Annotated in this window: 14 protein-coding genes and 1 CRISPR repeat array (1 of these 15 cut by a window edge); of the genes, 11 read left to right on the top strand and 3 right to left on the bottom strand. The window is 60.3% G+C overall.

Going from position 1 to position 21797, the window contains the following annotated elements:
- The first annotated feature begins 260 nt into the window (after positions 1–260).
- Positions 261–5870: an excinuclease ABC subunit UvrA gene (uvrA, locus tag ACWUI2_RS14735; RefSeq protein WP_486983613.1), complete on the top strand. Its 5610-nt coding sequence runs from the start codon at positions 261–263 to the stop codon at positions 5868–5870.
- A gap of 65 nt (positions 5871–5935) precedes the next feature.
- Here the strand turns inward: uvrA and ACWUI2_RS14730 are convergent, their stop codons facing one another.
- The gene (locus ACWUI2_RS14730) at positions 5936–6685 is read right to left on the bottom strand and encodes a UPF0158 family protein (RefSeq protein WP_486983612.1); all 750 of its coding nucleotides are present in this window, start codon (positions 6683–6685) and stop codon (positions 5936–5938) included.
- 685 nt (positions 6686–7370) lie between these two features.
- Between ACWUI2_RS14730 and cas7g the strand changes: the two genes are divergently transcribed.
- Genes cas7g through ACWUI2_RS14700 form a run of 6 tightly spaced genes read left to right on the top strand, consistent with a single transcriptional unit; the run spans position 7371 to position 16053 of the window.
- Positions 7371–8594 (top strand): type I-G CRISPR-associated RAMP protein Csb1/Cas7g, encoded by a 1224-nt coding sequence (cas7g, locus tag ACWUI2_RS14725; RefSeq protein ID WP_486983611.1) that lies wholly within the window; start codon positions 7371–7373, stop codon positions 8592–8594.
- A 3-nt stretch (positions 8595–8597) separates the two neighbouring features.
- Positions 8598–10316 (top strand): type I-G CRISPR-associated protein Csb2, encoded by a 1719-nt coding sequence (csb2, locus tag ACWUI2_RS14720; protein ID WP_486983610.1) that lies wholly within the window; start codon positions 8598–8600, stop codon positions 10314–10316.
- 34 nt (positions 10317–10350) lie between these two features.
- Positions 10351–11271 (top strand): hypothetical protein, encoded by a 921-nt coding sequence (locus ACWUI2_RS14715; protein WP_486983609.1) that lies wholly within the window; start codon positions 10351–10353, stop codon positions 11269–11271.
- A 17-nt stretch (positions 11272–11288) separates the two neighbouring features.
- Positions 11289–14444 carry a type I-G CRISPR-associated helicase/endonuclease Cas3g gene (gene cas3g, locus ACWUI2_RS14710; RefSeq protein WP_486983608.1) on the top strand — a complete coding sequence of 1052 codons (3156 nt, stop codon included), beginning with the start codon at positions 11289–11291 and terminating at the stop codon, positions 14442–14444.
- On the top strand, positions 14441–15355 hold the full coding sequence (locus ACWUI2_RS14705) for a type I-G CRISPR-associated protein, Cas3-extension family (RefSeq protein WP_486983607.1): 915 nt from the start codon (positions 14441–14443) through the stop codon (positions 15353–15355). Before cas3g ends, ACWUI2_RS14705 begins: the two co-directional genes overlap by 4 nt.
- Positions 15356–15408: 53 nt before the next feature.
- Positions 15409–16053: a hypothetical protein gene (locus ACWUI2_RS14700; RefSeq protein WP_486983606.1), complete on the top strand. Its 645-nt coding sequence runs from the start codon at positions 15409–15411 to the stop codon at positions 16051–16053.
- Here ACWUI2_RS14700 and ACWUI2_RS14695 read toward each other — a convergent pair.
- Together ACWUI2_RS14695 and ACWUI2_RS14690 are read right to left on the bottom strand one after the other, a co-directional pair.
- A complete protein-coding gene (locus ACWUI2_RS14695; RefSeq protein WP_486983605.1) occupies positions 16050–16364 on the bottom strand; it encodes a type II toxin-antitoxin system VapC family toxin in 315 nt (104 codons plus the stop codon). The two genes, ACWUI2_RS14700 and ACWUI2_RS14695, sit on opposite strands and share 4 nt — an antisense overlap.
- A 107-nt stretch (positions 16365–16471) precedes the next feature.
- Entirely contained in the window at positions 16472–16720 is a 249-nt protein-coding gene (locus ACWUI2_RS14690) for a ribbon-helix-helix domain-containing protein (RefSeq protein WP_486983604.1), read from the bottom strand.
- A 272-nt stretch (positions 16721–16992) separates the two neighbouring features.
- Between ACWUI2_RS14690 and ACWUI2_RS14685 the strand changes: the two genes are divergently transcribed.
- From ACWUI2_RS14685 to cas2, 4 genes are all read left to right on the top strand, one after another.
- Positions 16993–17799: a 2OG-Fe(II) oxygenase gene (locus ACWUI2_RS14685; protein ID WP_486983603.1), complete on the top strand. Its 807-nt coding sequence runs from the start codon at positions 16993–16995 to the stop codon at positions 17797–17799.
- Positions 17800–17832: 33 nt separating this feature from the next.
- Complete coding sequence (locus ACWUI2_RS14680) at positions 17833–18066, top strand: hypothetical protein (RefSeq protein ID WP_486983602.1); 234 nt, start codon at positions 17833–17835, stop codon at positions 18064–18066.
- Between the two features lie 264 nt (positions 18067–18330).
- Positions 18331–20265 carry a CRISPR-associated endonuclease Cas1 gene (gene cas1 / locus ACWUI2_RS14675; RefSeq protein WP_486983601.1) on the top strand — a complete coding sequence of 645 codons (1935 nt, stop codon included), beginning with the start codon at positions 18331–18333 and terminating at the stop codon, positions 20263–20265.
- A 13-nt stretch (positions 20266–20278) separates the two neighbouring features.
- Entirely contained in the window at positions 20279–20572 is a 294-nt protein-coding gene (gene cas2, locus ACWUI2_RS14670; protein ID WP_486983600.1) for a CRISPR-associated endonuclease Cas2, read from the top strand.
- A gap of 273 nt (positions 20573–20845) precedes the next feature.
- Positions 20846–21797: direct repeats of the CRISPR family, unit length 36 nt; unit sequence CCTTCCGCGCTCAGCCGAGCGCGGCTCCATTGAAGC (it continues 2559 nt past the right edge of the window).

The following is a 21797-nucleotide window of genomic DNA, read 5'->3' as shown; positions in this document are numbered from 1 at the left end:
GAAACGTAGCATGCCGGCTTTCGCCGGATGAGCGCTGCGCAAGGGACGAAGATTGGGAAACCGGGTCATTAGACGAAAGCCCGACGCGACGGGGATCCGATTCTTCGGGTGGCATGCCCGGACCGCATAAATGCGGGACTCCAACTTGCGTCCGCTTCTTCGCGATAACTTCTGAATTCACTCTCTTTTCTTCTTCCAACGGTTGCGGGATGGCGTTCCGCTACTAACTGTTTTACCTTCTTTCTCTTCCTTATTCCAACATGGCGAACGACCAGTCTTTTATCCGTCTGCGGGGTGTCCGGCAGAACAACCTGAAGAATCTCGACCTCGACCTTCCGCTCGGGAAGCTCATCGCCGTCACCGGATTGAGCGGCAGCGGCAAGTCGTCGCTGGTCTTCGAGACGTTGCACGCCGAGGGCCAACGCCGCTACGTCGAAACTTTCAGCCCCTACACCCGCCAGTTCCTCGAACTTCTCGACCGCCCCAAGGTGGAGTCGATCGAGAACATCCCGCCGTCGATCGCCATCGAACAAACCAACACGGTCCGCAACTCCCGCTCCACCGTCGGGACCATGACCGAGCTTTGCGACTTCTTTAAAGTCTGGTTCGCCAGCGCCGCCGAATTATTCGACCCTGTCACCGGCGAGAAAATCGAGGACGACAATCCGTCCAAAATCTGGGAAAAATTGTCGGCTTCCCATCCCGCGGCGGAGATCCTGATCACCTTCCCGGTCGCCAAACCGGAGAATCTCGAACTCTCCGAAATTCTCCAAAACCTCGAGAAACAGGGCTACACCCGGGCCGTCGTCGACGGAAAAGTCGAGCGCTTGGAAAACGTCGAATCCCGCAACTCCAGCGATTCCTCCGCGCTCCCCGGCGACGAACCGTTGTTCGTCATCCAGGACCGCCTCGCCCTCCGCCCCGAGAGCCGGGCTCGTTTCCTCGAAGCGGCCGAAACCGCCCTCCACTACGGCCATGGCGAATTGATCGCCTTCACCAAAGCGGGCGCCCCGCTCGGACGGTTTTGCCAGGGGTTGCAATCCCCGGTGACCCGCCAGAAATTCCGCGCCCCTTCGCCAGCCTTGTTTTCCTTCAACTCCCCCCTCGGCGCCTGCCCGCGCTGCCGCGGGTTCGGACGGATCATCGAAATCGACTACAATCTCGCCGTCCCCGACCAATCGCTCACCCTCCGCGAGGGGGCGATCAAGGCCTGGCAAGGAAGCGTTTACGGCGAGTCCTACAAGGATCTCGTCCGTTTCGCCCGCAAACGGAATCTGCCGCTCGACGTGCCGTTCCGCGACCTCTCCCCGGCCGACCGGAAGTTCGTCATGGAGGGTGAAGATGGATACGGCGAAAACGGCCGCGAATGGCCCGAGGCCTGGTACGGCGTGAAGGGGTTTTTCGATTGGCTCGAAACCAAGACCTACAAGATGCATGTCCGCATCTTCCTCGCCAAATACCGGGCCTACGTCACCTGTCCCGATTGCGGAGGCGGCCGGATGCAGCCGGAGTCGTTGTATTGGAAATGGAACGACAGGACGTTGCCCAAGCTTTACGCCACTCCCATTTCCGAATTGCTCCCCCTCCTGCGCGAGCGCTTCTCCCCGGCCGGCAACCGCCAGGTCGACATCGCCTACGAGTCGATTCTGTCGCGCCTCGGTTACCTCGACCAGGTCGGACTCGGTTACCTGACCCTCGACCGTTCCTCCCGCACGTTGTCGGGAGGCGAGGTCGAGCGGGTCAACCTCACCGCCTGCCTCGGCACCTCGCTGGTCGACACCTTGTTCGTTCTCGACGAGCCGTCGGTCGGACTCCATTGCCGCGACATCGACCGTCTGGTCTCGATCCTCCGGCGGTTGACCGACCAGGGAAACACCGTGGTGGTGGTCGAACACGACGAGGCGATCATCGCCGCCGCCGACCAAATCATCGAGATCGGCCCGCGCCCCGGACGCGAGGGGGGACAACTCGTCTTCCAGGGCGACCGCGAAGCTTTGTTCGCCAGCGGCGAAAGCCTGACCGGCGGCTACCTTTCCGGCCGCCTCCGCATCGATCCTCCGGCCCTCCGCCGCGAGCCGCCCAAGCCGCGCGCCCGGTCGGGCTGGCTGAAGTTTTCCGGCGTATCCAAACACAACATCCGCGATCTCAATGTATCCATTCCGTTGCGACGTTTCGTCTGCCTGAGCGGCGTTTCCGGATCGGGCAAATCGACGTTGCTCAACCACGTCGTTTACGACGGCCTGCTCCGCCATCGCGGACAAAATGCCGAGGACCCTGCCGATATCCGCTCGATCCAGTGCGGCGATACGATCGACGAGGTGGTCCTGGTCGACCAATCCCCGCTCAGCCGGACGCCCCGCTCCAACCCGGTCCTTTACTGCAACGCCTGGGAGGAGATCCGCAAACTCTACGCCTCGACCGAGATCGCCCAGGGATCCGGCCTGACGCCTTCCAGCTTTTCGTTCAACGCCGGCGACGGCCGCTGCGACCATTGCAAGGGCCTCGGCTACGAACGGGTCGAGATGCAGTTTCTCTCCGACGTCTTCGTCACCTGCCCGGTCTGCGAAGGAAGCCGGTTCAAACCGGAGATCCTCGAAGCGACCTGGGAAGGTCGCTCCATCAGCGCGGTGCTGGAGATGACCGTGAACGACGCCCACGCCTTTTTCGACTCCCAACCGAAGATCGCCGCCCGCCTCCAGGCGTTGCGCGAGGTCGGTCTCGGTTACCTGACCCTCGGGCAGCCGTTGAACACACTGTCGGGGGGCGAGTCCCAGCGGCTCAAACTGGTCCGTTACCTGCCGCAACTCGGCAACGGCAAAGCGGTCAACGGCGACGCCCCGCCCGCCCACGCGTTGTTGTTGCTCGACGAACCGACCACCGGTCTCCACCGCGACGACATCCGCCGCCTGATCGGAGTCCTGCAAAAACTGGTCGAGCAGGGTCACTCGCTGGTGGTGATCGAACACCAGACCGATGTCATCAAATCGGCCGACTGGGTGATCGAGATGGGCCCCGAAGCCGGCGCCGGCGGAGGGAAGGTCGTCGCCGCCGGTCCCCCGGAGGAGATCGCCGGAAGCGACGCCCCGACCGCGCGGTTCTTGCAGGCCGCTTTGAACGGGTCCACCGCCGACAGTTTCACCCCCGCCATGGCCGCCGAATCGCCCGCTTCCTTTGGAAGCAATGGCAACGGCGACGCCGCCAGTCACCCGGGCACCTTGCTGGTCTCCGGAGCCCGCGAGCACAATTTGAAAAACATCACCGCGTCGATCCGTCACAAAGAGATCACCGTGATCACCGGAGTTTCGGGCTCCGGAAAATCGTCGCTCGCCTTCGACATCATTTTCGCCGAGGGACAACGCCGCTTCCTCGAATCGATGTCGGCCTACGCCCGGCAGTTCGTCGAGCAACTCCCCCGTCCCGACATGGATTCCCTCACCGGCATCCCGCCCACCGTCGCGATCGAGCAACGGGTCACCACCGGCAATCGCAAATCGACTGTCGCCACCGTCACCGAGGTCGCCCAGTACCTTCGCCTCCTTTACGCCCGGATCGGCGTCCAACACAGTCCGCTCACCGGCGAACCGGTCGCCGCCCTTTCCCAGGCCGCCTTGAACAAACGGCTGGAACAGGTCCTCGCCCAACCCGACGTCCGCAAGATGCGGCAGCTTTACCTCTGCAGTCCGCTGATCCGCGGACGCAAGGGTCACCACCAACCGATCGCCACCTGGATCGCCCAGCACGGTTTCGAAAAGATGCGGGTCGACGGCCGCCTGATCGAGGTCGCCGCCTTCAAGAAGCTCGACCGCTATCGCGAACACGACATCGAAGTGGTGGTCGCCGATCTCGGCTCCGCCGGGGAAGCGTTGAGTCCCGCCGATCTGCGCAAGAAATTGAAGGAGGCGATCACCCTCGGCAAAGGTTCCTGCTGCCTGCTCGATCCGAAGGGAAAGATCCTCACTTGGTTCTCGACCACCCGCACCGATCCGGTCACCGGCGAGGCGTTTCCCGAGCTCGATCCGAAACATTTCTCGTTCAACTCCTCCCGCGGCTGGTGCCCGGAGTGCCGCGGTTACGGACGGCTTTACCCGTGGCTCTTTGAACACGAGGAAGGGGAAACTCCCCTGGTCGACGTCGAGCCGGACTCCACCTGGTCCGACGAAGCTCCGATCTGCGGCACCTGCCAGGGGGAACGGCTCAACCCGGTCAGCCGCGCGGTGAAGTTGTATTTCAATGACAGCTCCGCCCGCTCGCTCCCGGAACTGCTCGAAATGAGCGCCGGCGATCTGGTCGCCTCCCTGCGTCGCCTCCGCCTCGACAAGCGGGGCAAGGCGATCGTCACCGACATCCTTCCCCAAATTGCGGAGCGTCTCCACTTTTTGGATGAAGTCGGTCTCAGCTACCTGAACCTGAGCCGGTCCGCCCAAACCCTCTCCGGCGGCGAAGCCCAGCGGATCCGCCTCGCCGCGCAACTCGGGTCCAACCTCTCCGGCGTCCTCTACGTCCTCGACGAACCGTCCATCGGATTACACGCCCGGGACAACCACCGGCTGATCGACGCCCTGAAGGATCTGCGGGCCAAGGGCAACACCCTCGTGATCGTCGAACACGACGAAGACACCATGCGCCACGCCGACTCCGTGATCGACCTCGGTCCCGCCGCCGGACGGCATGGGGGCGAAATCCTGGCCCAGGGAACCATCGAGGAGATTTCCCGCAACGAGGCGTCGCTGACCGGACGTTATTTAAAGTCAGGGATGCGCCATCCATTGCTCGGCAACTACCGTTCCCTCTCGCCGAAGCCGGGTCCGCGCCAACGCAAGATTTCCGATGACTGGCTCGTCCTGCGGAAACCGGCCCTCCGCAACCTCAAAGGCGACGACCTCTTCCTCCCACTCGGACGGTTGACCATGGTCTGCGGAGTCTCCGGCGCCGGCAAATCGACCTTGGTCCGCGACCTCTTGCTCCCGGCCGTCCGACTGGCGGGCACCGAAAAAGCCGAAACCTTCAAGGGCGGAAACGGCGCCGCTCCGTTCCAAAGCCTGATCAATGGCCATCTGTTCAAAAAGGTGATCGAAGTCGATCAAACCCCGATCGGAAAAACGCCCCGGTCGACCCCCGCCACCTATCTCGGTATTTTCGACCTGATACGGAAAATTTTCGCCACCCTGCCGGAGGCCAAGATGCGCGGCTATCAACCCGGACGTTTCTCCTTCAACACGGCGAACGGCCGTTGCGAAACCTGCCAGGGGGCCGGCCGGATCAAGTTCGAAATGAACTTCCTCCCCGACGCCTTCCTCCCCTGCGAAGATTGCGGCGGCGACCGTTACGGCCCGGAGTTGCGGGAGATCCGCTGGAAAGACAAATCGATCGGCGACGTCCTGCGCATGACCTTCGAGGAAGCCCGTGATTTCTTCGATTTCCACAGCGGCCTCCAGCAAGCCTGTCAGTTGATGGTGGATACGGGACTCGGTTACCTGACTCTCGGGCAAAGCAGCCCCACCCTCTCCGGCGGTGAAGCCCAGCGCCTCAAACTGGTGAGCGAAGTGATGCGCGGCCTCCCGACCTACACGGAAAAGACCCGAGGACTCCAGAGCCGTCACCTCTTCATGTTGGAAGAACCGACGATCGGCCTCCATTTCACGGACTGCGAAAAGTTGATCCGCGTCCTCCACCGCCTGGTGGATCAAGGCCACACCGTGATCGTGATCGAGCACAACCTCGACCTGATCGCCGAAGCCGACTACGTCGTGGAAATCGGCCCCGACGGCGGCGAAGCCGGCGGCCGCATCCTCTACCAAGGCCCCGTCGCCGCCCTCACCCAACGCAAAGCCAGTCCCACCGCACCTTTCCTGAAAACAGTCCTGAAGTAATTCCCGCAAATCGTGAAACAGACATTCCTGTCTGTCCCCTCTAGAAAAAAACCGATTCGCGAACGCTACTTCCACTCCGGCTTGATATCGTAGCCGGCGAGCCACTCCTCGATCGCCTCCTTCTCCGCGATGGCCTGAAAATCGAACCATTCCTGCCGCAGATCCTCATCCTGATGCACCACGTCCTTGAAACGCCGAAACGGCCGCGGCCCGGAGAGTGCGTCGGACAACAGTTTTCGCACGTGTGCTTTCTTTCGGGAGGAGGCGAACCGTTCCATGATCGCAAAACCGGTGCGCGAATCGATCGGTTCGATCTGAATCCAAGCGTCCAAATCCTCATCAACCCTCTCTCGAAGCTCTTCTTCGTCATCGCCGTAGGAAAAAATGACAATGATTTCGCCGGTTCTCTTGTTGAGATAACCCTCGCTCTCCATATCGGAGCTTGAATCCAAGGCGAGTTCCAAAGAATTCCAATCGATCGCGAGGGGTTGAAGCCGAGGATCTTCGTCACCCTCCACCGGATCGACGCCCGGCCCGGCCGCGTTTTCCGAGACCTCTGTTTCGGCCCCCTCCTCTGCCTCGAACTCCGGGCACCCCTGATGTTCAAATGTCAGCAGTCCTGCTCGCGGACTTTTCGCGTTGGCGCAAACTCCCCAGTTAAACGCCAAATCCCCATGCAACGGAACGAAAAAGCGGCAGCCGCCCGAACAATCGGCCCCCTCCTCCCGCTTCCTCTCCCCATACGGCTCAAAATCGGTCGGCAGCTTTCGGCAAACCGCCCACATCCCTTCATGACTGTCGAATTCGTCTTTCATACTCCCCGTTCTTTTTCACTCCCATTGCCGCCCTCGGTCAAACGCATACCTTGAATGGGTCCACATTTTTCCCTTCTGGAAAGATAACGCTGAACGCAACCCAAAGCCTGCGCGACGACGAAAAACCCGACTCGTTTCGCCTCGCTCTTTAAAGGGCATTCCCCTCGCGCCGGGGGACCATGCGCGAGCATGGTGGGGTGTGTCGTCTTCTCCGCTGTAAGACCCTCGAATTCGAAATCCAAGACCGCCCCCCCCACGACGGCACCTTCTCCCGCAGGCAAAATTTTCTTTCCACCTCGGACCGTATTTGTCCGACCTCACCCGGTAAACTGGCCCTCGAAAATGCGGAACCGTCTTCGGCAGTTCCCTCCGAATGGATGCCCGCCCGCCCGCTTCACGCTCGAAACACACTCGACTACCACTCAATCCAACATTCCGCCCCTAAACGACTTGCCAATGGCCAACTCGAGCGCTTTCCTGTTCTCACCATGAAGCTTTCCTACCCGACTCTTCTGTTCCGCCCCGGACAATCGCCCAGCGCCACCCCTTGGCGATGCCGCTTTGCCAAAGAGCCGGTTTGTCAATCTCGCCACCCTGCCGCTACGGAGGCCGGTAACCGCCACCGCCATTTGGCCGGTGTATTACTTTGAACACGCATGTTACTAATCCAATCGATTACAAAACAATGAAAAAACTAGACCTCCCAACACTTCAATCCGCGATCGTCGGCACTTCAGCGGCGTTCCGTGCCCGCACCCGCTTCCAACCTGCCGGTGGTGAAGGCGACAAGGTTTTCCCTCCCACCTACGCGGGCGCGGTTTATGCCGTGGAAGAACGGCGGACCAGGAACGAAAATGGCGAATGGGTTACCACGCCGTGCGTCCTTTTGGACTCCGTTCAGTCTCAGGCCAATCGTTTGGAGGAAGCCCTTCAGCAGGCGATTGATGCGGGCCGCTTCGCCGATTGCCCGATTCCCGTCATCGAGGTGGACTTTTCCGGTGAAGATCTACTCGCGGAAATCGGTGTCATCACCAGTCTCACTGCCCCCCATCGTGCGGCCGACGCCATCCTCAGGGACAGCTTGGTCGCGGCGGGCGACGAAAAGGGCGCCCCCTTCCGTAAGTCGTCTCTCGGAGTGAAGCTCGATCATGTCAGTCTCAACAACGCGACGCCTCTCTATGAGATTTGCCCCACCGCCCTTGTCTTCGGCATTTGGGACTCCACCGGCCCGAAAGGTGGCTTGGGCGCGAAGTTTCAACGGGCGCTCGTTTCTGAAATGGTGGGGGTGAATGCTCAGCTTGGCGTCAAGACCAGCAGCCGAATTGACCCGCTTGAAATTCGTGCTGCGGCACGAGTCGTGAAGTCCAAGGATGGATATGTTTTAGCGAAAGATGAAAAGACGAAGGGGGCTGTATCTCCTTCCGAAGTGAATCATGGCAATATTCCTCCGGATATCGATCGGAAGACCGGCGGCGTCACGATCGACTACGCCGAACAAATCACCGTTCTGTCGCTACCCGCACTCCGCCGCCTGCGGTTCCCGGTCAATGGTGGAAAGCCTACTCCGGAAACCGACGCCGCCGGGCGCACGGTCCTTGCCGCGCTCGGGCTCACCGCCGCCGCGCTGGCCGCCGAAAATGGATACGACTTGCGCTCCCGTTGCCTTCTTTGGCCGACGGAGCCCCTCCAATGGGAACTCCTCAGCCAGCCCGGCGCCGATCCGACGAAGCTGGAAATCACGTCGGACGATGCCATCAAAACGCTCAAGGAGGCCATCGCCGCGGCCGAAAGTGCGGGCCTGACCTGGCGCAAGGAGCCTTTGAAACTGACCCCCGCCCCGCAGTTGGTGGAGCTTCTCCGCCGCAGCCAGGAGATCGCCGTCGAATCGGCCGCAGAGTCTGGGGATTGAGCCATGCTGACACTTGGCATCGAATACCTGACCGGATACGCGGTAGCGACTTCGACCGGCGACCGGACGTTGCCCGAATGGCCCCCTCACCCTGGCCGCATTTTCATGGCCTTGGCCGCCGCCTACTTTGAAACGCGCCCGGACCCTTCCGAAGGCCCGGCCGTTTCTACGTGGGAGAAAGAGGCGGACGCGTTGCGCTGGCTGGAGCGACAGGACGCGCCGAAGATCTTTGCCACGGAATGCGACCGCCGATCGGTAGTGGAGGTTTACGTGAAGCCAAATGATTTCTCGATCTTCGATGAAAGAGGTAAGCCCAGAAGGATTCCCGATCCCTTCGAAGCCAGCCTTAGCGCGAAGCAGAAACAACAGCAAGTTAGTGGCATCAAGGACCTTCTACAGATTTTTCCAAGTTTTCGGAATGGGAAAGAACGCACTTTTCCAAGAGTCCGCCCGCACCAGAGCACGGTGTTCCTCCAATGGCCAAACAGGCCATCCTCGCCCGATATGCGGGTCGCTTTGGAACGGCTTTGCGCGAAAGTGATCCGTATTGGACATTCCTCCTCAATGGTCCGCATGTGGGTGGAGGAGAACGAGCTCCCCGCATCCTTCAACTGGATACCCGAGGAACACGTCGCCACCTCGCGCACTGCCGGGTCCGTTGAGCGGTTGCGTGTCGTCTCGGAAGGGTGTCTTGATTACCTGCGCGACCAATACAACGGCGAAGCGGTGGATCGTTTTTACGATTTCACCGTTCGCATGCAGGCATCCAAAGGGAAGGAGCAAAAACGGATTCAAGCCGAATTCGAAGAAGTCTTTGGCGTTGCGTGGAAGAATAGAAAGTTGCCCTCATCCCGCCGTCCCGTCCTCAGTATGACCCACCCTTACTGTATATCCGAATCCCCGACCACCGATTCCGCGACACCGGTTCAGTCGGTCTTCGATGATCAATTGCTCATCCTCGACAAGCGCGAAGGTCCGGTGCTCGGTTTGGAATCCACCTGGCAACTCCTCAGCGCGCTGCGCGGCGCCATCGAAAAGGCAGCTTCGCCTTCGCCCGAGTGGATCAGCGGCCATCAGGCGGACGGCAGGCCCTCCGAAAAACCACACCTCGCCCTGTTCCCCCTTGGTTTCGTCGGCCACGATCATGCCGACGGACATCTGCTCGGCGTTGCCCTCGCATTTCCGCGAAATATTCCACTCAACGAACGCGGCAAACTCGTCGGCCGTCTGCTATACGACGCTACGGGGATGCCCAAAGACTTATGTTTGACGATGGGCAGACTGGGCGTCTGGACACTCGGTGAAGAACAGCGCCCCGCCCCGCCCCAAGCTTTGCGCGCAAGGACATGGACAGGTCCATCCAAAGTCTGGGCCAGCGTCTCACCGGTAGTGCTGGACAAGCACCCGAAAATTGATCCGCGCAAAGACCGCGGCGGATATCTCGCCGAGGTCGCTGTGATCGTCTCCGCCAGTTGCCGCCGGATCGGTCTTCCGGATCCCGCCGAGATCGACATCGACAAAACATCCTGGCATCGGGGCGCCCCGCAAGCCAAACCCGGGCCGGACGGCTTCCCTCTGATGCCACAGCGGCCGAATGGCCCCAACCGTCGTCAGGTGCATGTCTGGCTGCGCTTCGACCAACCCGTCATCGGCCCGATCCTTCTCGGCTCGGGCCGGTATCGCGGCTACGGCCTATGCAAACCATGGAAACCCCAAACCTGAAAATTCCACTGACTCACTCCCGCTCGCCGACGACATGAATACTCCGATAGACCGTCAACTTCACCACGAGTCCGTGCAACGGGCACTCGCCCTGGGGCGCGGGACCGATCCGTCCGCATTGTCCGAACTCGCATACCTCGCAGGTTTTCCATCCGCCGAGGTCCGACGGCTTGCGGCCTCCGCAATCGGCAAGCTTGCCCCATTCGGGGCCGAACCAGCGACGGCTCTCGCAGCCTTGGTTCCCATTGCTTTTCGCGATCCACACCCGCAAGCCCGGCAATACGCCCTCAAAGCAATAAAAGCGTACGGTGGCGCCGCCCGCGATCACCTACAGGATTTGGACGATCTTTCCCGGAACGAACACGCGAAAGAATACGTGCGCCGCGCCGCCCACTCCGCCGCCACCGCCATTCGCGAGGCGATTCGCCTCGAGCAGGAGAACGCCCGGCACAAATGCGGCCGTTGTGGCCGCGAAGTCAGCCCGGAAGAACACACCCGCAGCCACCAAGCCTTTCAGCGCGTATACTGCGACCCCTGCTTCGACGAAGTCTATCTTGATCGACGAAATTTCGAAACCAAGGTCGAACTCAACAAGACTATCGTCGCCAAAGCCGGGACCCTCGTCCAGTCCGACGGGGAACGGCGAATCGCCGACTGGCTCTCCGCCCAAAACATCGCCTACCGCTACGACGAACGGTTTCGCATCCTGAGCGGCCACGCGATCCGGCCCGACTTTTATCTGCCCGAGCTCGACATCTACATCGAATACTGGGGGATGGATACTACCGACTACAAGATCGGCATGTTCAAGAAGCAGCAACTCTATCAACAAGAGGGCAAGCGGCTCATTTCCCTCTACCCATCCGACAAACCCCGCCTCGACACCGTGCTCCGACAAAAGCTCTCCCTGTTCGGCTTAACCCTTCCACCAGCCCCCGGCGTCGGCCAGCGCTAGCGAGTCAGCCCATCATCATGCACACGAGCTTCCCCACCTTCACCGAATTCTTCCACGACCTCTGGGGATACGACCCTTTCCCTTGGCAGAGCGACCTCGCCAAACGCGCCGTCTCCGGCGAGTGGCCGGACTTCATCGCGGCGCCTACCGGCAGCGGCAAAACCGCCTCTCTTGAGGTGGCGGTTTACGCACTCGCGGCCCAAGCGCACCTGCCCCCAACGGAGCGCAACGCCCCGCGACGGATTTTCTTCATCGTCAACCGCCGAGTGATTGTCGATGAGGCCTTCGAACGTGCCTGCCGCATGACGAACGCTCTCGCGAATCCCGGCACGAATCGCCTCGCGTGCAAGGCGATCGCCGAGGCATTGCTTTCGCTCAATCCGGCGCCCCCGAATGCCAGTGGCTTTCCACGTGTCCCCCTCGACTCAGTGCAGTTGCGCGGAGCCATCTACCGCGATCAACGCTGGGCCCGCTCGCTTCTTCAACCGACGATCATTGCCAGCACCATTGATCAAGTGGGGTCCCGGCTTCTCTTTCGAGGTTACGGCATCACTCCCAATGCGTGCCCCATCCACGCCGCGCTTGTCGCCAATGACGCGCTTTGGTTGCTCGACGAGGCCCACATCGGCAGGCCGTTCGCCGAAACGGTCGAACAAATCCAACACTTCCGCAACCACCATCTCGAACGCCATCCACAGACCGTCCGAGTGCCGGTCTTTCACTGGGTCCAGCTAACCGCCACTCCGCCCCCGAGCGCCAGGAACACACTCCATCTCAGCCCCGCGGACCGCGACCACCCGGTCCTTAACCGCCGACTGACCGCTTCAAAGCCGGCGAAACTCATCGTTTCCGAATCCAAATCCAAAGCGAAGCAGCTCGACGACCTCGCATCCCGCCTGATCGACGAAGCCGTTACAATCATCCAAGAAACCGGCTCGCGTTCGCTCGCGATCATGGTAAACCGGGTCGCTACCGCCCGCCTCGTCGCGGAAAAGCTGCATCTTGAAGTTTCCAGTAAAAAGGCGCGCTTTCGCGCAAACATCACCCTGCTCATCGGCCGCATGCGTCCGATCGAGCGAGACATGGAAACCAGCCGCCTCCAAGCGGCGCTTAAGGCCACAGTGCAACAACAATCGACAGCCGACGATGCCTCCGGTGCGGTCGAGATCGTCGTCGCGACGCAGTGTCTCGAAGTCGGCGCGGATCTGGATTTCGACGCGCTCGTCACAGAATGCGCCAGCCTGGATGCCCTTCGACAACGCTTTGGCCGACTCAATCGCACCGGACGCGACATCTCCGCCCGCGCCACCATCGTCATGCCGGATCATTTGATCGAAACAGATGAAACTCTCGACAAACGCGCACAAAAGGGCGATTTGCTCGATCCCATCTACGGCAACGCCCTTTCCGCTACTTGGAATTGGCTCAATTCCATTGTCGCCGACAACGTCGTGGATTTTGGCCTTGAAGCAATGCAAACGCATTCCGAGCCACTCTTGGCCAAGGCCAGCCAAATCACTCGCCTGAACGCGCCAACCTCCCCCGCCCCGGTCATTTTCCCGGCCTATCTGGACGCATGGGCGCAAACCTCTCCCTTTCCATTTCCGACGCCCGATCCCGCTCACTTTCTGCACGGCAGTCAGTCTAATCGCCCAGATGTGCTGGTCGTCTGGCGGGCTGATCTTTCCCCCGAGGCGACGCCCGAATCGCTTATCCACGACATCAGCTTGTGTTCTCCATCGCAGACAGAAGCCCTGCCTGTTCCGCTCCCTGTGTTTCGTTCGTGGTTCTTTCCGGAGGCGAAAAAGGCGGTCGGAGAGATCGATACCGGCGACCTCTTTTCCGAAGCCAGCGCTGTCGAAACCATTGAAAATGGTTCACGAGAAAGTATTGGCCCCGCGCTTCTCTGGAGGGGGGCGAAGGAAAGTCGCATATTAAAGCACCCAGCCGATGTTTACCCAGGGGCCACCATCGTCATCCCCGCAGCCGTTGGTGGTTGGAGTCAGCTCGGCCATATTCCCGGCGCACCCGCCGATCCGGGGGCCCAAAGGCCGCCCGAAGAGTCCGTGCCCGGCGCCCAATTACACGATATTGACCGCGCCGAAGCCGCTTTTCAGACGAGCAAAGCCAAAGCGGTCCTCCGCATTCATCCCCAGCTCCTCCACGGGATTCAAGGAGGCGAAGCATGGCAGCGCGTCTGTGAATACGCCGCCAGTTCGGAAAAATCTATGCCACGCTCGGAATTGCTTGCCGCCCTGTCGGAAGCATCACGGGACGATCAACTCCCGGAACGTATTCGAAAGACACTCGAAAGACTCGTCGAACTCGACTTCGAGGAAAGTCGCTACGCCGACGAACGCGGTATGGTTTTGGTCACCCGACGACGTTTGGCGAGTGTTCGGGAGCGACTCGATCAAGCCGCCATATTCGAGCAGGCGGAAGATGACCTGGATGACTGGAGCCGCACCGACGCCCCCGAAGCGATCACCTTGAGTTCCCACACCAGGCATGTCGCCGAACTCGCCGAACTCACGGCAAAGGCGCTGGGATTCTCTGAGGCACTTCGAGACGTTTTTCGGACCGCCGCCGAATTGCACGACCTCGGCAAAGCCGATCCGCGTTTCCAAGCCCTCCTTCTCGGCGGCAACCCTCACGCCGCGTATGCTCTTTCGGAACCTCTCGCAAAATCCCCCCGAAAGCGATTGTCGGCCGCCGAGCATGAGCACGCCCGCCGCCGTGCCGGCCTGCCGAAAGGATTCCGGCACGAAATGGCATCCCTCCAAGTCGCGGAAGCGGTCGCCGACGAGAGAATGTCGCATTCCGATATTGATTCGCCAGACCTCGTCCTTCATCTCATCGCGGCCCATCATGGATACGCCCGACCTTTCGCACCTGTGGTCGACGACCCCGAACCGCCCGTTATTTACGCCCCACCAATGAAAGGATTTCTCAGTGTTTCACTGAACACCGAACAACGAGCTTCCAGTCCGTCTCATCGGCTTGATTCCGGAATCTCGGAGCGATTCTGGCAACTTCTTCGCCAGCAAGACCCATGGGGCCTCGCATACTTGGAAACGCTTCTACGCCTCGCCGACCAACAAGCCAGCGAAGCCGAATCCGAGAGATGGTACGCCGAATCAGACGCCAACCTCCCATCGCCGTCCCAACCATGAACCAACTCCACGAAATCCCGCTTCCCGGCATCGACGGCGCCAATCCTCTCGGCTTTCTAGCCGCACTTGGAACCTGGCGAACGACCGACTCCCTCCATCCCGGCACGCGGATGTATTGGAAGCCGTATGGCGGCCACTGGGCGCCCATCGTGCTCGTTCCAGCGCAACTGTCCCAAGAAGCGCTGTCCCATGCACTGCATGACGGGCTCCTCAAAATGAAAGACCACTCGGCCTTCACGTTCGCTGATAACCTCAAGCTCCAACCAGCTGAGTTTACCGCCCAGGCTAAGAAAGTCATGGAACGTTTTTTCGATGACAACGATCTCGTTTCCGGAGCCTTTCTCGCGGCATTCGGATCCTCCGTCGCGATCAACAATCAAGGCGACATCGAAGATACCGCATTGCGCACGATGAGCGGAGCCGGGCATCAGCACTTCCTTAAAACCATGAACGATCTGGCGTCAATGACCACGCCCGAGCAAATATACAGCGCTCTGTTTGAAGCTTGGAAATATTCCGACGAAAAGGTTGGCTTGCGATGGGACCCCGGCGAAGACAAACGCTACGCTCTAGCTTGGAAAAACCCGAGCACAGACACCACAATGACCCAGCGCGGCGCCAACCGCCTTGCCATCGAAGCCCTGCCTCTTCTACCAACCGCCCCAGTGAACTCCCGTCTCGAAACGACGGGTTTTTCCGGGCACAAAAGCAACGATACCTTCTTCACTTGGCCGATTTGGGATGTGGCGATTCCCTTGGACACCGGACGCTCCCTTCTCGCCCTTCGCGAGTTGCAATCCAAAGACTCCGATCTCGCCGACCTGCGCGCGCGCGGCGTCTCCGCCGTTTTCCGCAGTCAGCGTATCACCATCGGCAAATTTCGCAATTTCACCCCGGCCCGCGCCTTATGACTCGTCCCACTTCGGCCTCGGACTCTTTCCAACCTACAAACAGTTCCATTCCCATGAAAAACAACACCCCCGACGAACACAAATTCTTTGAAAGCAACCCTGAAAGCAGTTCTTCCGACGAACTGATCGACACCGCCCTCCGGATCGGCGAGCTTCGTGCGGAGGTCGAGAAGGTGGCCGGGCAGCCTGTCGCCGAGGGCCATTCGGCAGGAACCCCGCTCGCTTTGCAGGAGGCGTTTTGGCAGCATGTGCTGGATTTCGAAACGGCGCCGCGGATGACTCTCGACCGGCTCCTCTGGGACCGGCGGAAATTCCGCGCGGTCCCAATCCACAAACTGGATACAGAAGAGAAACTTCACCGCACCCTTTGGGAACTGATCAAGGCCCTCGCTTCGACGCGCTATTTCCTCCACTTCACCGACCACCTCAGCGACCGCGAGCTTTACCGACTGCTGGTGGATGAGGTTCTCCCGGAAAAAACATCGATCATGCCGGACGGTTCCGAATGGAACACTCGCTGCCACATGGCCGAGTTTCCCACCCCCGAATTCCCCGAGCCGACCGACTGCTGGCTCGCTTATTACGCCGATGACGAAATCCGGGAGAAATGGGCGCTCGATTTTCCCGAAAGCCCCCTTCCCGCCAAACGGGATCTTCCGTTCGACCGCGACCGGCGCCTCCCCAATCCCGGCTACTAAGACGCCGCCTCCGGCATCAACACCGGCACGATCCGCCTGCCGCTGTGACGATAGATCCGAAAATGCGCGTCCAACGTGAAGACCCGGTCCCCGACGCCATTTTCAACCATCGCAACGAGAGAAGCGTCCGCAAGGGACATGGGGAGATTACCGTATTTCTCCATCAAACCGAAGACCCGCTGCGCTTCATCCTGCAGGCTAAACGGAATCTGAATATAGCCGCTCCCGATCCACTGCCGGACCTGTTGAATGGCCCCGGGCATCCCCTGCAAGAGAAAGCAAGCCTCGGTCAAAACCGGCTCGCATGTCAAAAACGGCGTCTTGAGTGTCGTGAAAGTTGTCCGCACCCAGGAGTGAGAAGATTCCCGGCGATCAAGAAATGAGACCAAAGGCCCGGTATCGAGCAAAAGCCTCTCTCTCACCGCCCGAAACCCTCCATGTATTTCGGATTCGTCGCCAGGTCGGTCACACCGCTGTCGACACACCCGCAGCCGTCCTTCATCAAATCATACGCGGATGGCTCCTCCTCCACAGCTCCGGTTTGCCCGGCCAACTCCCGCTCCAGCGATTCCCGCAACAAAGCCGATTTAGACACCCCCAAACGCTTCGCCCGCTTCTCCAGGCGCACAGCCAATTCGTCCGGAAGTTTTACCGTCAATGTTTTCATGCCAGCAAAGGTATTACCCTTCGCCGCAATCCGCAATACGAAGTTACGTGAAAGTTTGCCTCCTCCCCAACGAAAGGTGCAGGGGCCAAGCTGGCTGCTACAGTGATTTTCCAATTGTCTGAAGTTTTCTCGACACACAGGCTCCGCTCTGAACGCTATTTGCCATCATGTCCGACGATTAACTCGAAATTTCCTACGCGGAAGAACTGGCTCCCCTCGCCGAGATCCTCGGCGAGGTTAAACGCCCGGGCGATTTCTTCGCGGTCGGCGCCATGCAGACGCCAATGCCGCTTCTCCAGGTCGAGGGCGTGGGCGCCGTCTCTTTTCCGGTCCCTGCCGACCAATGCCAAAAACTCATCGCCACCGCCGCCGAACGAGCTCCATACGGTCGGGGCGATCAAACGCTTCACGACGAGTCCGTCCGGAAGGTTTGGCAGATCGCCGCCGACAAAGTCAAACTCGACGGCAAATCTTGGCCGGACACCCTGGAGGTCCTCGTCGCCCGCGTCGAACAGGGTCTCGGCTCACCCGCGGGCAGCATCGAGACCGAGCTTTACAAGCTTCTGGTTTACGACAAGGGCGGGTTCTTCAAGGCTCACCGAGACACCGAGAAAACGGAGGGCATGTTCGGCACCTTGGTCGTCACCCTTCCCTCCGCCCACACCGGCGGCGACCTGCTGATTCGCCATGCCGGCCAGGAGATTCGCGCCGATCTCTCCTCCGACGATCCCGGCGAAATTCGCTTCGCCGCGTTTTACGCCGACTGCGAGCACGAGGTATTACCTGTTGAATCCGGCAACCGCGTATGCCTCGTCTTCAACCTCCTGCACAAGGCCGCCCACCGGAGCTTGCCGGCCGACGCCCCCGATCATCGCGCCGCGACCGAGGCCGCCACGACACAACTCCGCGAATGGACGGATGGCGAGAACGGCCAACACCGGCTTCGCGAAATCTTCCACGCCACTGACAATCACAACGGGATGCCGGTCCCAAAGGAGCCCGGACATTCCTGTCCGGGTAAACAATCCGAATGCCCAAGAAAAAGAAGAAAAAACCAGGCAAGCAAAAGAAGAAGCTGACGCCGGGCGAAGAAGCTCCGCCGGAAAGAAACCATGATCGTGTTTCTCAACGGCAAACAGAAGCGTGTCCGTCGCTCGCCCTCGACCGACACCACGGACGGTGATTCCGTCTGGCGTAATGCCGACCCAATCTGGTTACACCAAAATGAAATGTGGGAACATATGGAATCGTCGTCCGCTTCGGATCAGCATTCCGCCGAGTCCGATGCCGGGAAGGGCAACCGAAAACGATCGACACGCCCGGACGCTGACGACATCCCGTTTTGAGGCAAGTCCCGACAAAAACCGAAATATGAGTCGAGGCAGGGCCCGCGTGAACACGGAACTCCAACAAGTGTGGTCCTTCCGCCTTGGTTCTTTTATCTTTGCGCCTTTTGTGTCTTCTCGCGGCTAAATACTGCCGGTTAAGGATGAAACAGCCTCGCCCCCCGACCGCCCGACTCGGCCCGAAATTCTTCCTTCCCCAATCGACCGGGACCTGTTACACTACGCATCGTCGTCACCCAACGTTTCCCGCTTTCACATCCCGCCATGTCCACGCGACACGCCATCCCTCCGGCTCCGCCCGACGCCATCCCGGCCCGGATGCTCAACGAGTTCGTCTATTGCCCCCGTCTCTTCTATTACGAGTTCGTCGAGGGTTTGTTCGCCCACAACGCCGATACCCTCGCCGGCGCCGCCGCCCACAAACGAGTCGACTCCGGCAAGGGCGACCTGCCGCCCGCAAAGACCAACTCCGATTCGGAAAATGCCCCTTCCGGTAATGATCCGACGGCACACGGGCAAGAGCCTTCGTCCCCGGAAACGATCCACTCCCGCTCGGTTTCCCTGGCCTCGGATCGCCTCGGGGTCACCGCCAAACTCGATCTCGTGGAAATCCAAACCGACGGGAACGGCGACCGCGATTTGTTCTCCGCCATCCGGGTCTGCCCGGTCGACTACAAGGTCGGCTCCCCTCGCGAAGGCGACGATGGCAAGGAACTCTGGGACACCGACAAGATCCAACTCGGTCTTCAGATCCTGCTGCTCCGCGACAACGGTTACCAATGTTCCGAGGGCATCATTTACTACCGCGGCACCCGCCAGCGGGTCCGACTCGAAATGACGCCCGAACTCGAGTCATGGATTCTTCAAAGGATCGCTTCCGCCCGCGCCGCCACCGCCGGTCCGATTCCGCCTCCTCTCGACGACTCCCCCAAATGCCCCCGCTGCTCGCTCGCCACCATCTGCCTCCCCGACGAAACCCGCCTGCTCACGGAGTCGCCGGCGTATCCGGAAGACGAGGACATCACTCCGGCCGAACAGGCCTCTTTCCCCTTCGACCGCGATTTTCCCGCCCCCCGTCTCCCCATTCTCAGTTTCAGTCAGGAATACGCCCTCAAAAACGGCCGCCTTCCCGTCGTCCGCCCCGCCCGGCGCCTCATCGCGGCCAGCGACGAAAAACGCCCCCTCTACCTCAACACCCCCGGCCTTTACGTCGGCCGCAGTTCCGAAGTCCTCACCGTGAAGGACAAGAAGGAAACGATCATGAAGGTCCGCATCAACGACCTTCACCATGTCGCCCTTTTCGGCTCGATCGGCATTTCGACCCCGGTCATCCAAATGCTTTGCCAAAAGGACGTCCCGATCACCTACTTCTCCATGGGAGGTTGGTTTTACGGAATGACCCGCGGACACGGACTCAAAAACGTATTCACCCGCATCGAACAATTCCGCCAGGCCGACGACCCCGCGCTTTGCCTGAACCTCGCGAAAAGTTTCGTCCACGGAAAAATCCGCAACCAACGGACCTTTCTCATGCGGAACCATATCGAAGCCCCGCGCGAAGCGTTGCAAAAACTGCGATACGCCGCCCGAAACTGCTTCGAAGCCGAATCCCTTGAAGAACTGCTCGGAATCGAAGGCGCCGCCGCCCTGACGTTTTTCCAAAACTTCGCCGGAATGATCAAGAACGGCCGCGACGCCGACGCCACCCACGAAGATCAAACCACCTTCACCTTCGACTTCTCCCGACGCAACCGCCGACCGCCGAAGGACGCGGTCAACGCCCTCCTCTCGCTCGGCTACAGCCTCCTCGCCCGCGACTGCACCCTCGCCGCCTACGCCGTGGGCTTTGACCCTTACATCGGTTTCTACCACCAACCCCGTTTCGGTCGCCCCGCCCTCGCCCTCGACCTCATGGAGGAATTCCGTCCCATCGTCGCCGACTCCGTCGTTTTGACCCTCCTGAACAACCGGATTCTGGGACCGCGGGATTTCGTGCAAGCCGGAGATGCCGTCAATCTGACCGCCGGAGGGCGGAAGATCTTTTTCGATTACTACGAAAAACGTCTCAACACCGTCGTGACGCATCCGGTTTTCGACTACAAGGTCAGTTACCGGCGGGCGATCGAGTTGCAATTCCGCCTGCTGGCGAAAACCCTCACCGGCGAAATCGAAGCCTATATCCCGTTCATGACCCGATAACTCTTCGCCTCCAATGAACCGAAGCTGCTTCATCGTGACCTACGACATCTGCGATCCGAAACGACTGCGAAAGGTGTTCCGCACCTGCCGCAATTATGGGGACCACCTTCAATACTCGGTATTTGAATGCGATCTGAATCCTTCGGAAAAGGTGCAATTCGAACGGGAACTTTCTGAAATCATCAACGTCCGCGAAGACCAAGTCCTGTTTATTGCTCTCGGCCCCAGTGAAAGCCGCGGTCGCCGCGACATCTCCGCTCTCGGGAAAGCCTACACGAAAATCGACCAATCCTGCTACGTCGCCTGATTTCGGTTCAAGACTAGAAAAAAATTCCACTTTCCCCGATTCGATGATTCCCTTGAACCCGCACCTGAAGTATAGTTCTTTGACAGCGGGAGGCCGCGAGCGCCAAAGTGGTGCCAAGAACTCCGCCCCCTCTCGCACCACCTGATAATCAATAACTTAGAAGAAAAACGTTTCCGAATTCAGTTTCGCAGAATGTCGCAATCCGCCTCCACGCCGTCTCCGCTCGCAACCATCAGGTCAACCCCTGTGCCTTCAACCACTTCCGCGAGCGGCCCTTCCGCGCTCAGCCGAGCGCGGCTCCATTGAAGCCTGTGTCGTGCCGAAGACTCCCAGCGTTTCTCCGATCCTTCCGCGCTCAGCCGAGCGCGGCTCCATTGAAGCGATGGTACCACGCCGACAACAATGACCCCCTGGAGTCCTTCCGCGCTCAGCCGAGCGCGGCTCCATTGAAGCGATGTATTCCAAGCCGATGGCTTGGTAGATGGAGGTTCCTTCCGCGCTCAGCCGAGCGCGGCTCCATTGAAGCGAGGATGCCATGTGGGTGTGAATCGGAAGGAGGACCCTTCCGCGCTCAGCCGAGCGCGGCTCCATTGAAGCGGTCCGCGATCGCGGTTTCGATCGCCTCGATCTGCTCCTTCCGCGCTCAGCCGAGCGCGGCTCCATTGAAGCAAGTCCCCATGTCGGAGTAGCGCCCGGCCCGCTCGCAACCTTCCGCGCTCAGCCGAGCGCGGCTCCATTGAAGCCTGCCAGCTTAACCCCGATCAAACACGCCGCCATCACCCTTCCGCGCTCAGCCGAGCGCGGCTCCATTGAAGCGACAACCAGGCGCCGGATACCTGCGAATTCCGCCATCCTTCCGCGCTCAGCCGAGCGCGGCTCCATTGAAGCCAGGAAGGCCTCGTCACCGATCTGGTGGCGAGCAGCCTTCCGCGCTCAGCCGAGCGCGGCTCCATTGAAGCCATTGTCTTTCGTGTTTTCGTCATCCATAGTTATTCCCTTCCGCGCTCAGCCGAGCGCGGCTCCATTGAAGCGATGCAGGTGTAGGTATCCATTTCCCACTGACGGGATCCTTCCGCGCTCAGCCGAGCGCGGCTCCATTGAAGCAGGAATGTTAAGGATCTATACTGAAACTATGAACACCCTTCCGCGCTCAGCCGAGCGCGGCTCCATTGAAGCGGACCTTCCCCGCCATCCGTAAAGCTGTCGTTGGCATCCCTTCCGCGCT

This window comes from Verruconatronum alginivorum (assembly GCF_056590205.1).
Note: the sequence above shows the minus strand (reverse complement) of the source record. Positions and strands in the feature narration are given on the sequence as shown.

Bases quoted from the DNA above. Each gene is read 5' to 3' on its own strand.
- ACWUI2_RS14690 (WP_486983604.1), bottom strand. From the start codon at position 16,720: ATGAAAACATTGACGGTAAAACTTCCGGACGAATTGGCTGTGCGCCTG.
- cas1 (WP_486983601.1), top strand. From the start codon at position 18,331: ATGTCCACGCGACACGCCATCCCTCCGGCTCCGCCCGACGCCATCCCG.
- uvrA (WP_486983613.1), top strand. From the start codon at position 261: ATGGCGAACGACCAGTCTTTTATCCGTCTGCGGGGTGTCCGGCAGAAC.
- ACWUI2_RS14715 (WP_486983609.1), top strand. From the start codon at position 10,351: ATGAATACTCCGATAGACCGTCAACTTCACCACGAGTCCGTGCAACGG.
- ACWUI2_RS14700 (WP_486983606.1), top strand. From the start codon at position 15,409: ATGAAAAACAACACCCCCGACGAACACAAATTCTTTGAAAGCAACCCT.
- ACWUI2_RS14685 (WP_486983603.1), top strand. From the start codon at position 16,993: ATGCAGACGCCAATGCCGCTTCTCCAGGTCGAGGGCGTGGGCGCCGTC.
- ACWUI2_RS14730 (WP_486983612.1), bottom strand. From the start codon at position 6,685: ATGAAAGACGAATTCGACAGTCATGAAGGGATGTGGGCGGTTTGCCGA.
- ACWUI2_RS14680 (WP_486983602.1), top strand. From the start codon at position 17,833: ATGATCGTGTTTCTCAACGGCAAACAGAAGCGTGTCCGTCGCTCGCCC.
- cas7g (WP_486983611.1), top strand. From the start codon at position 7,371: ATGAAAAAACTAGACCTCCCAACACTTCAATCCGCGATCGTCGGCACT.
- ACWUI2_RS14705 (WP_486983607.1), top strand. From the start codon at position 14,441: ATGAACCAACTCCACGAAATCCCGCTTCCCGGCATCGACGGCGCCAAT.
- cas2 (WP_486983600.1), top strand. From the start codon at position 20,279: ATGAACCGAAGCTGCTTCATCGTGACCTACGACATCTGCGATCCGAAA.
- cas3g (WP_486983608.1), top strand. From the start codon at position 11,289: ATGCACACGAGCTTCCCCACCTTCACCGAATTCTTCCACGACCTCTGG.
- csb2 (WP_486983610.1), top strand. From the start codon at position 8,598: ATGCTGACACTTGGCATCGAATACCTGACCGGATACGCGGTAGCGACT.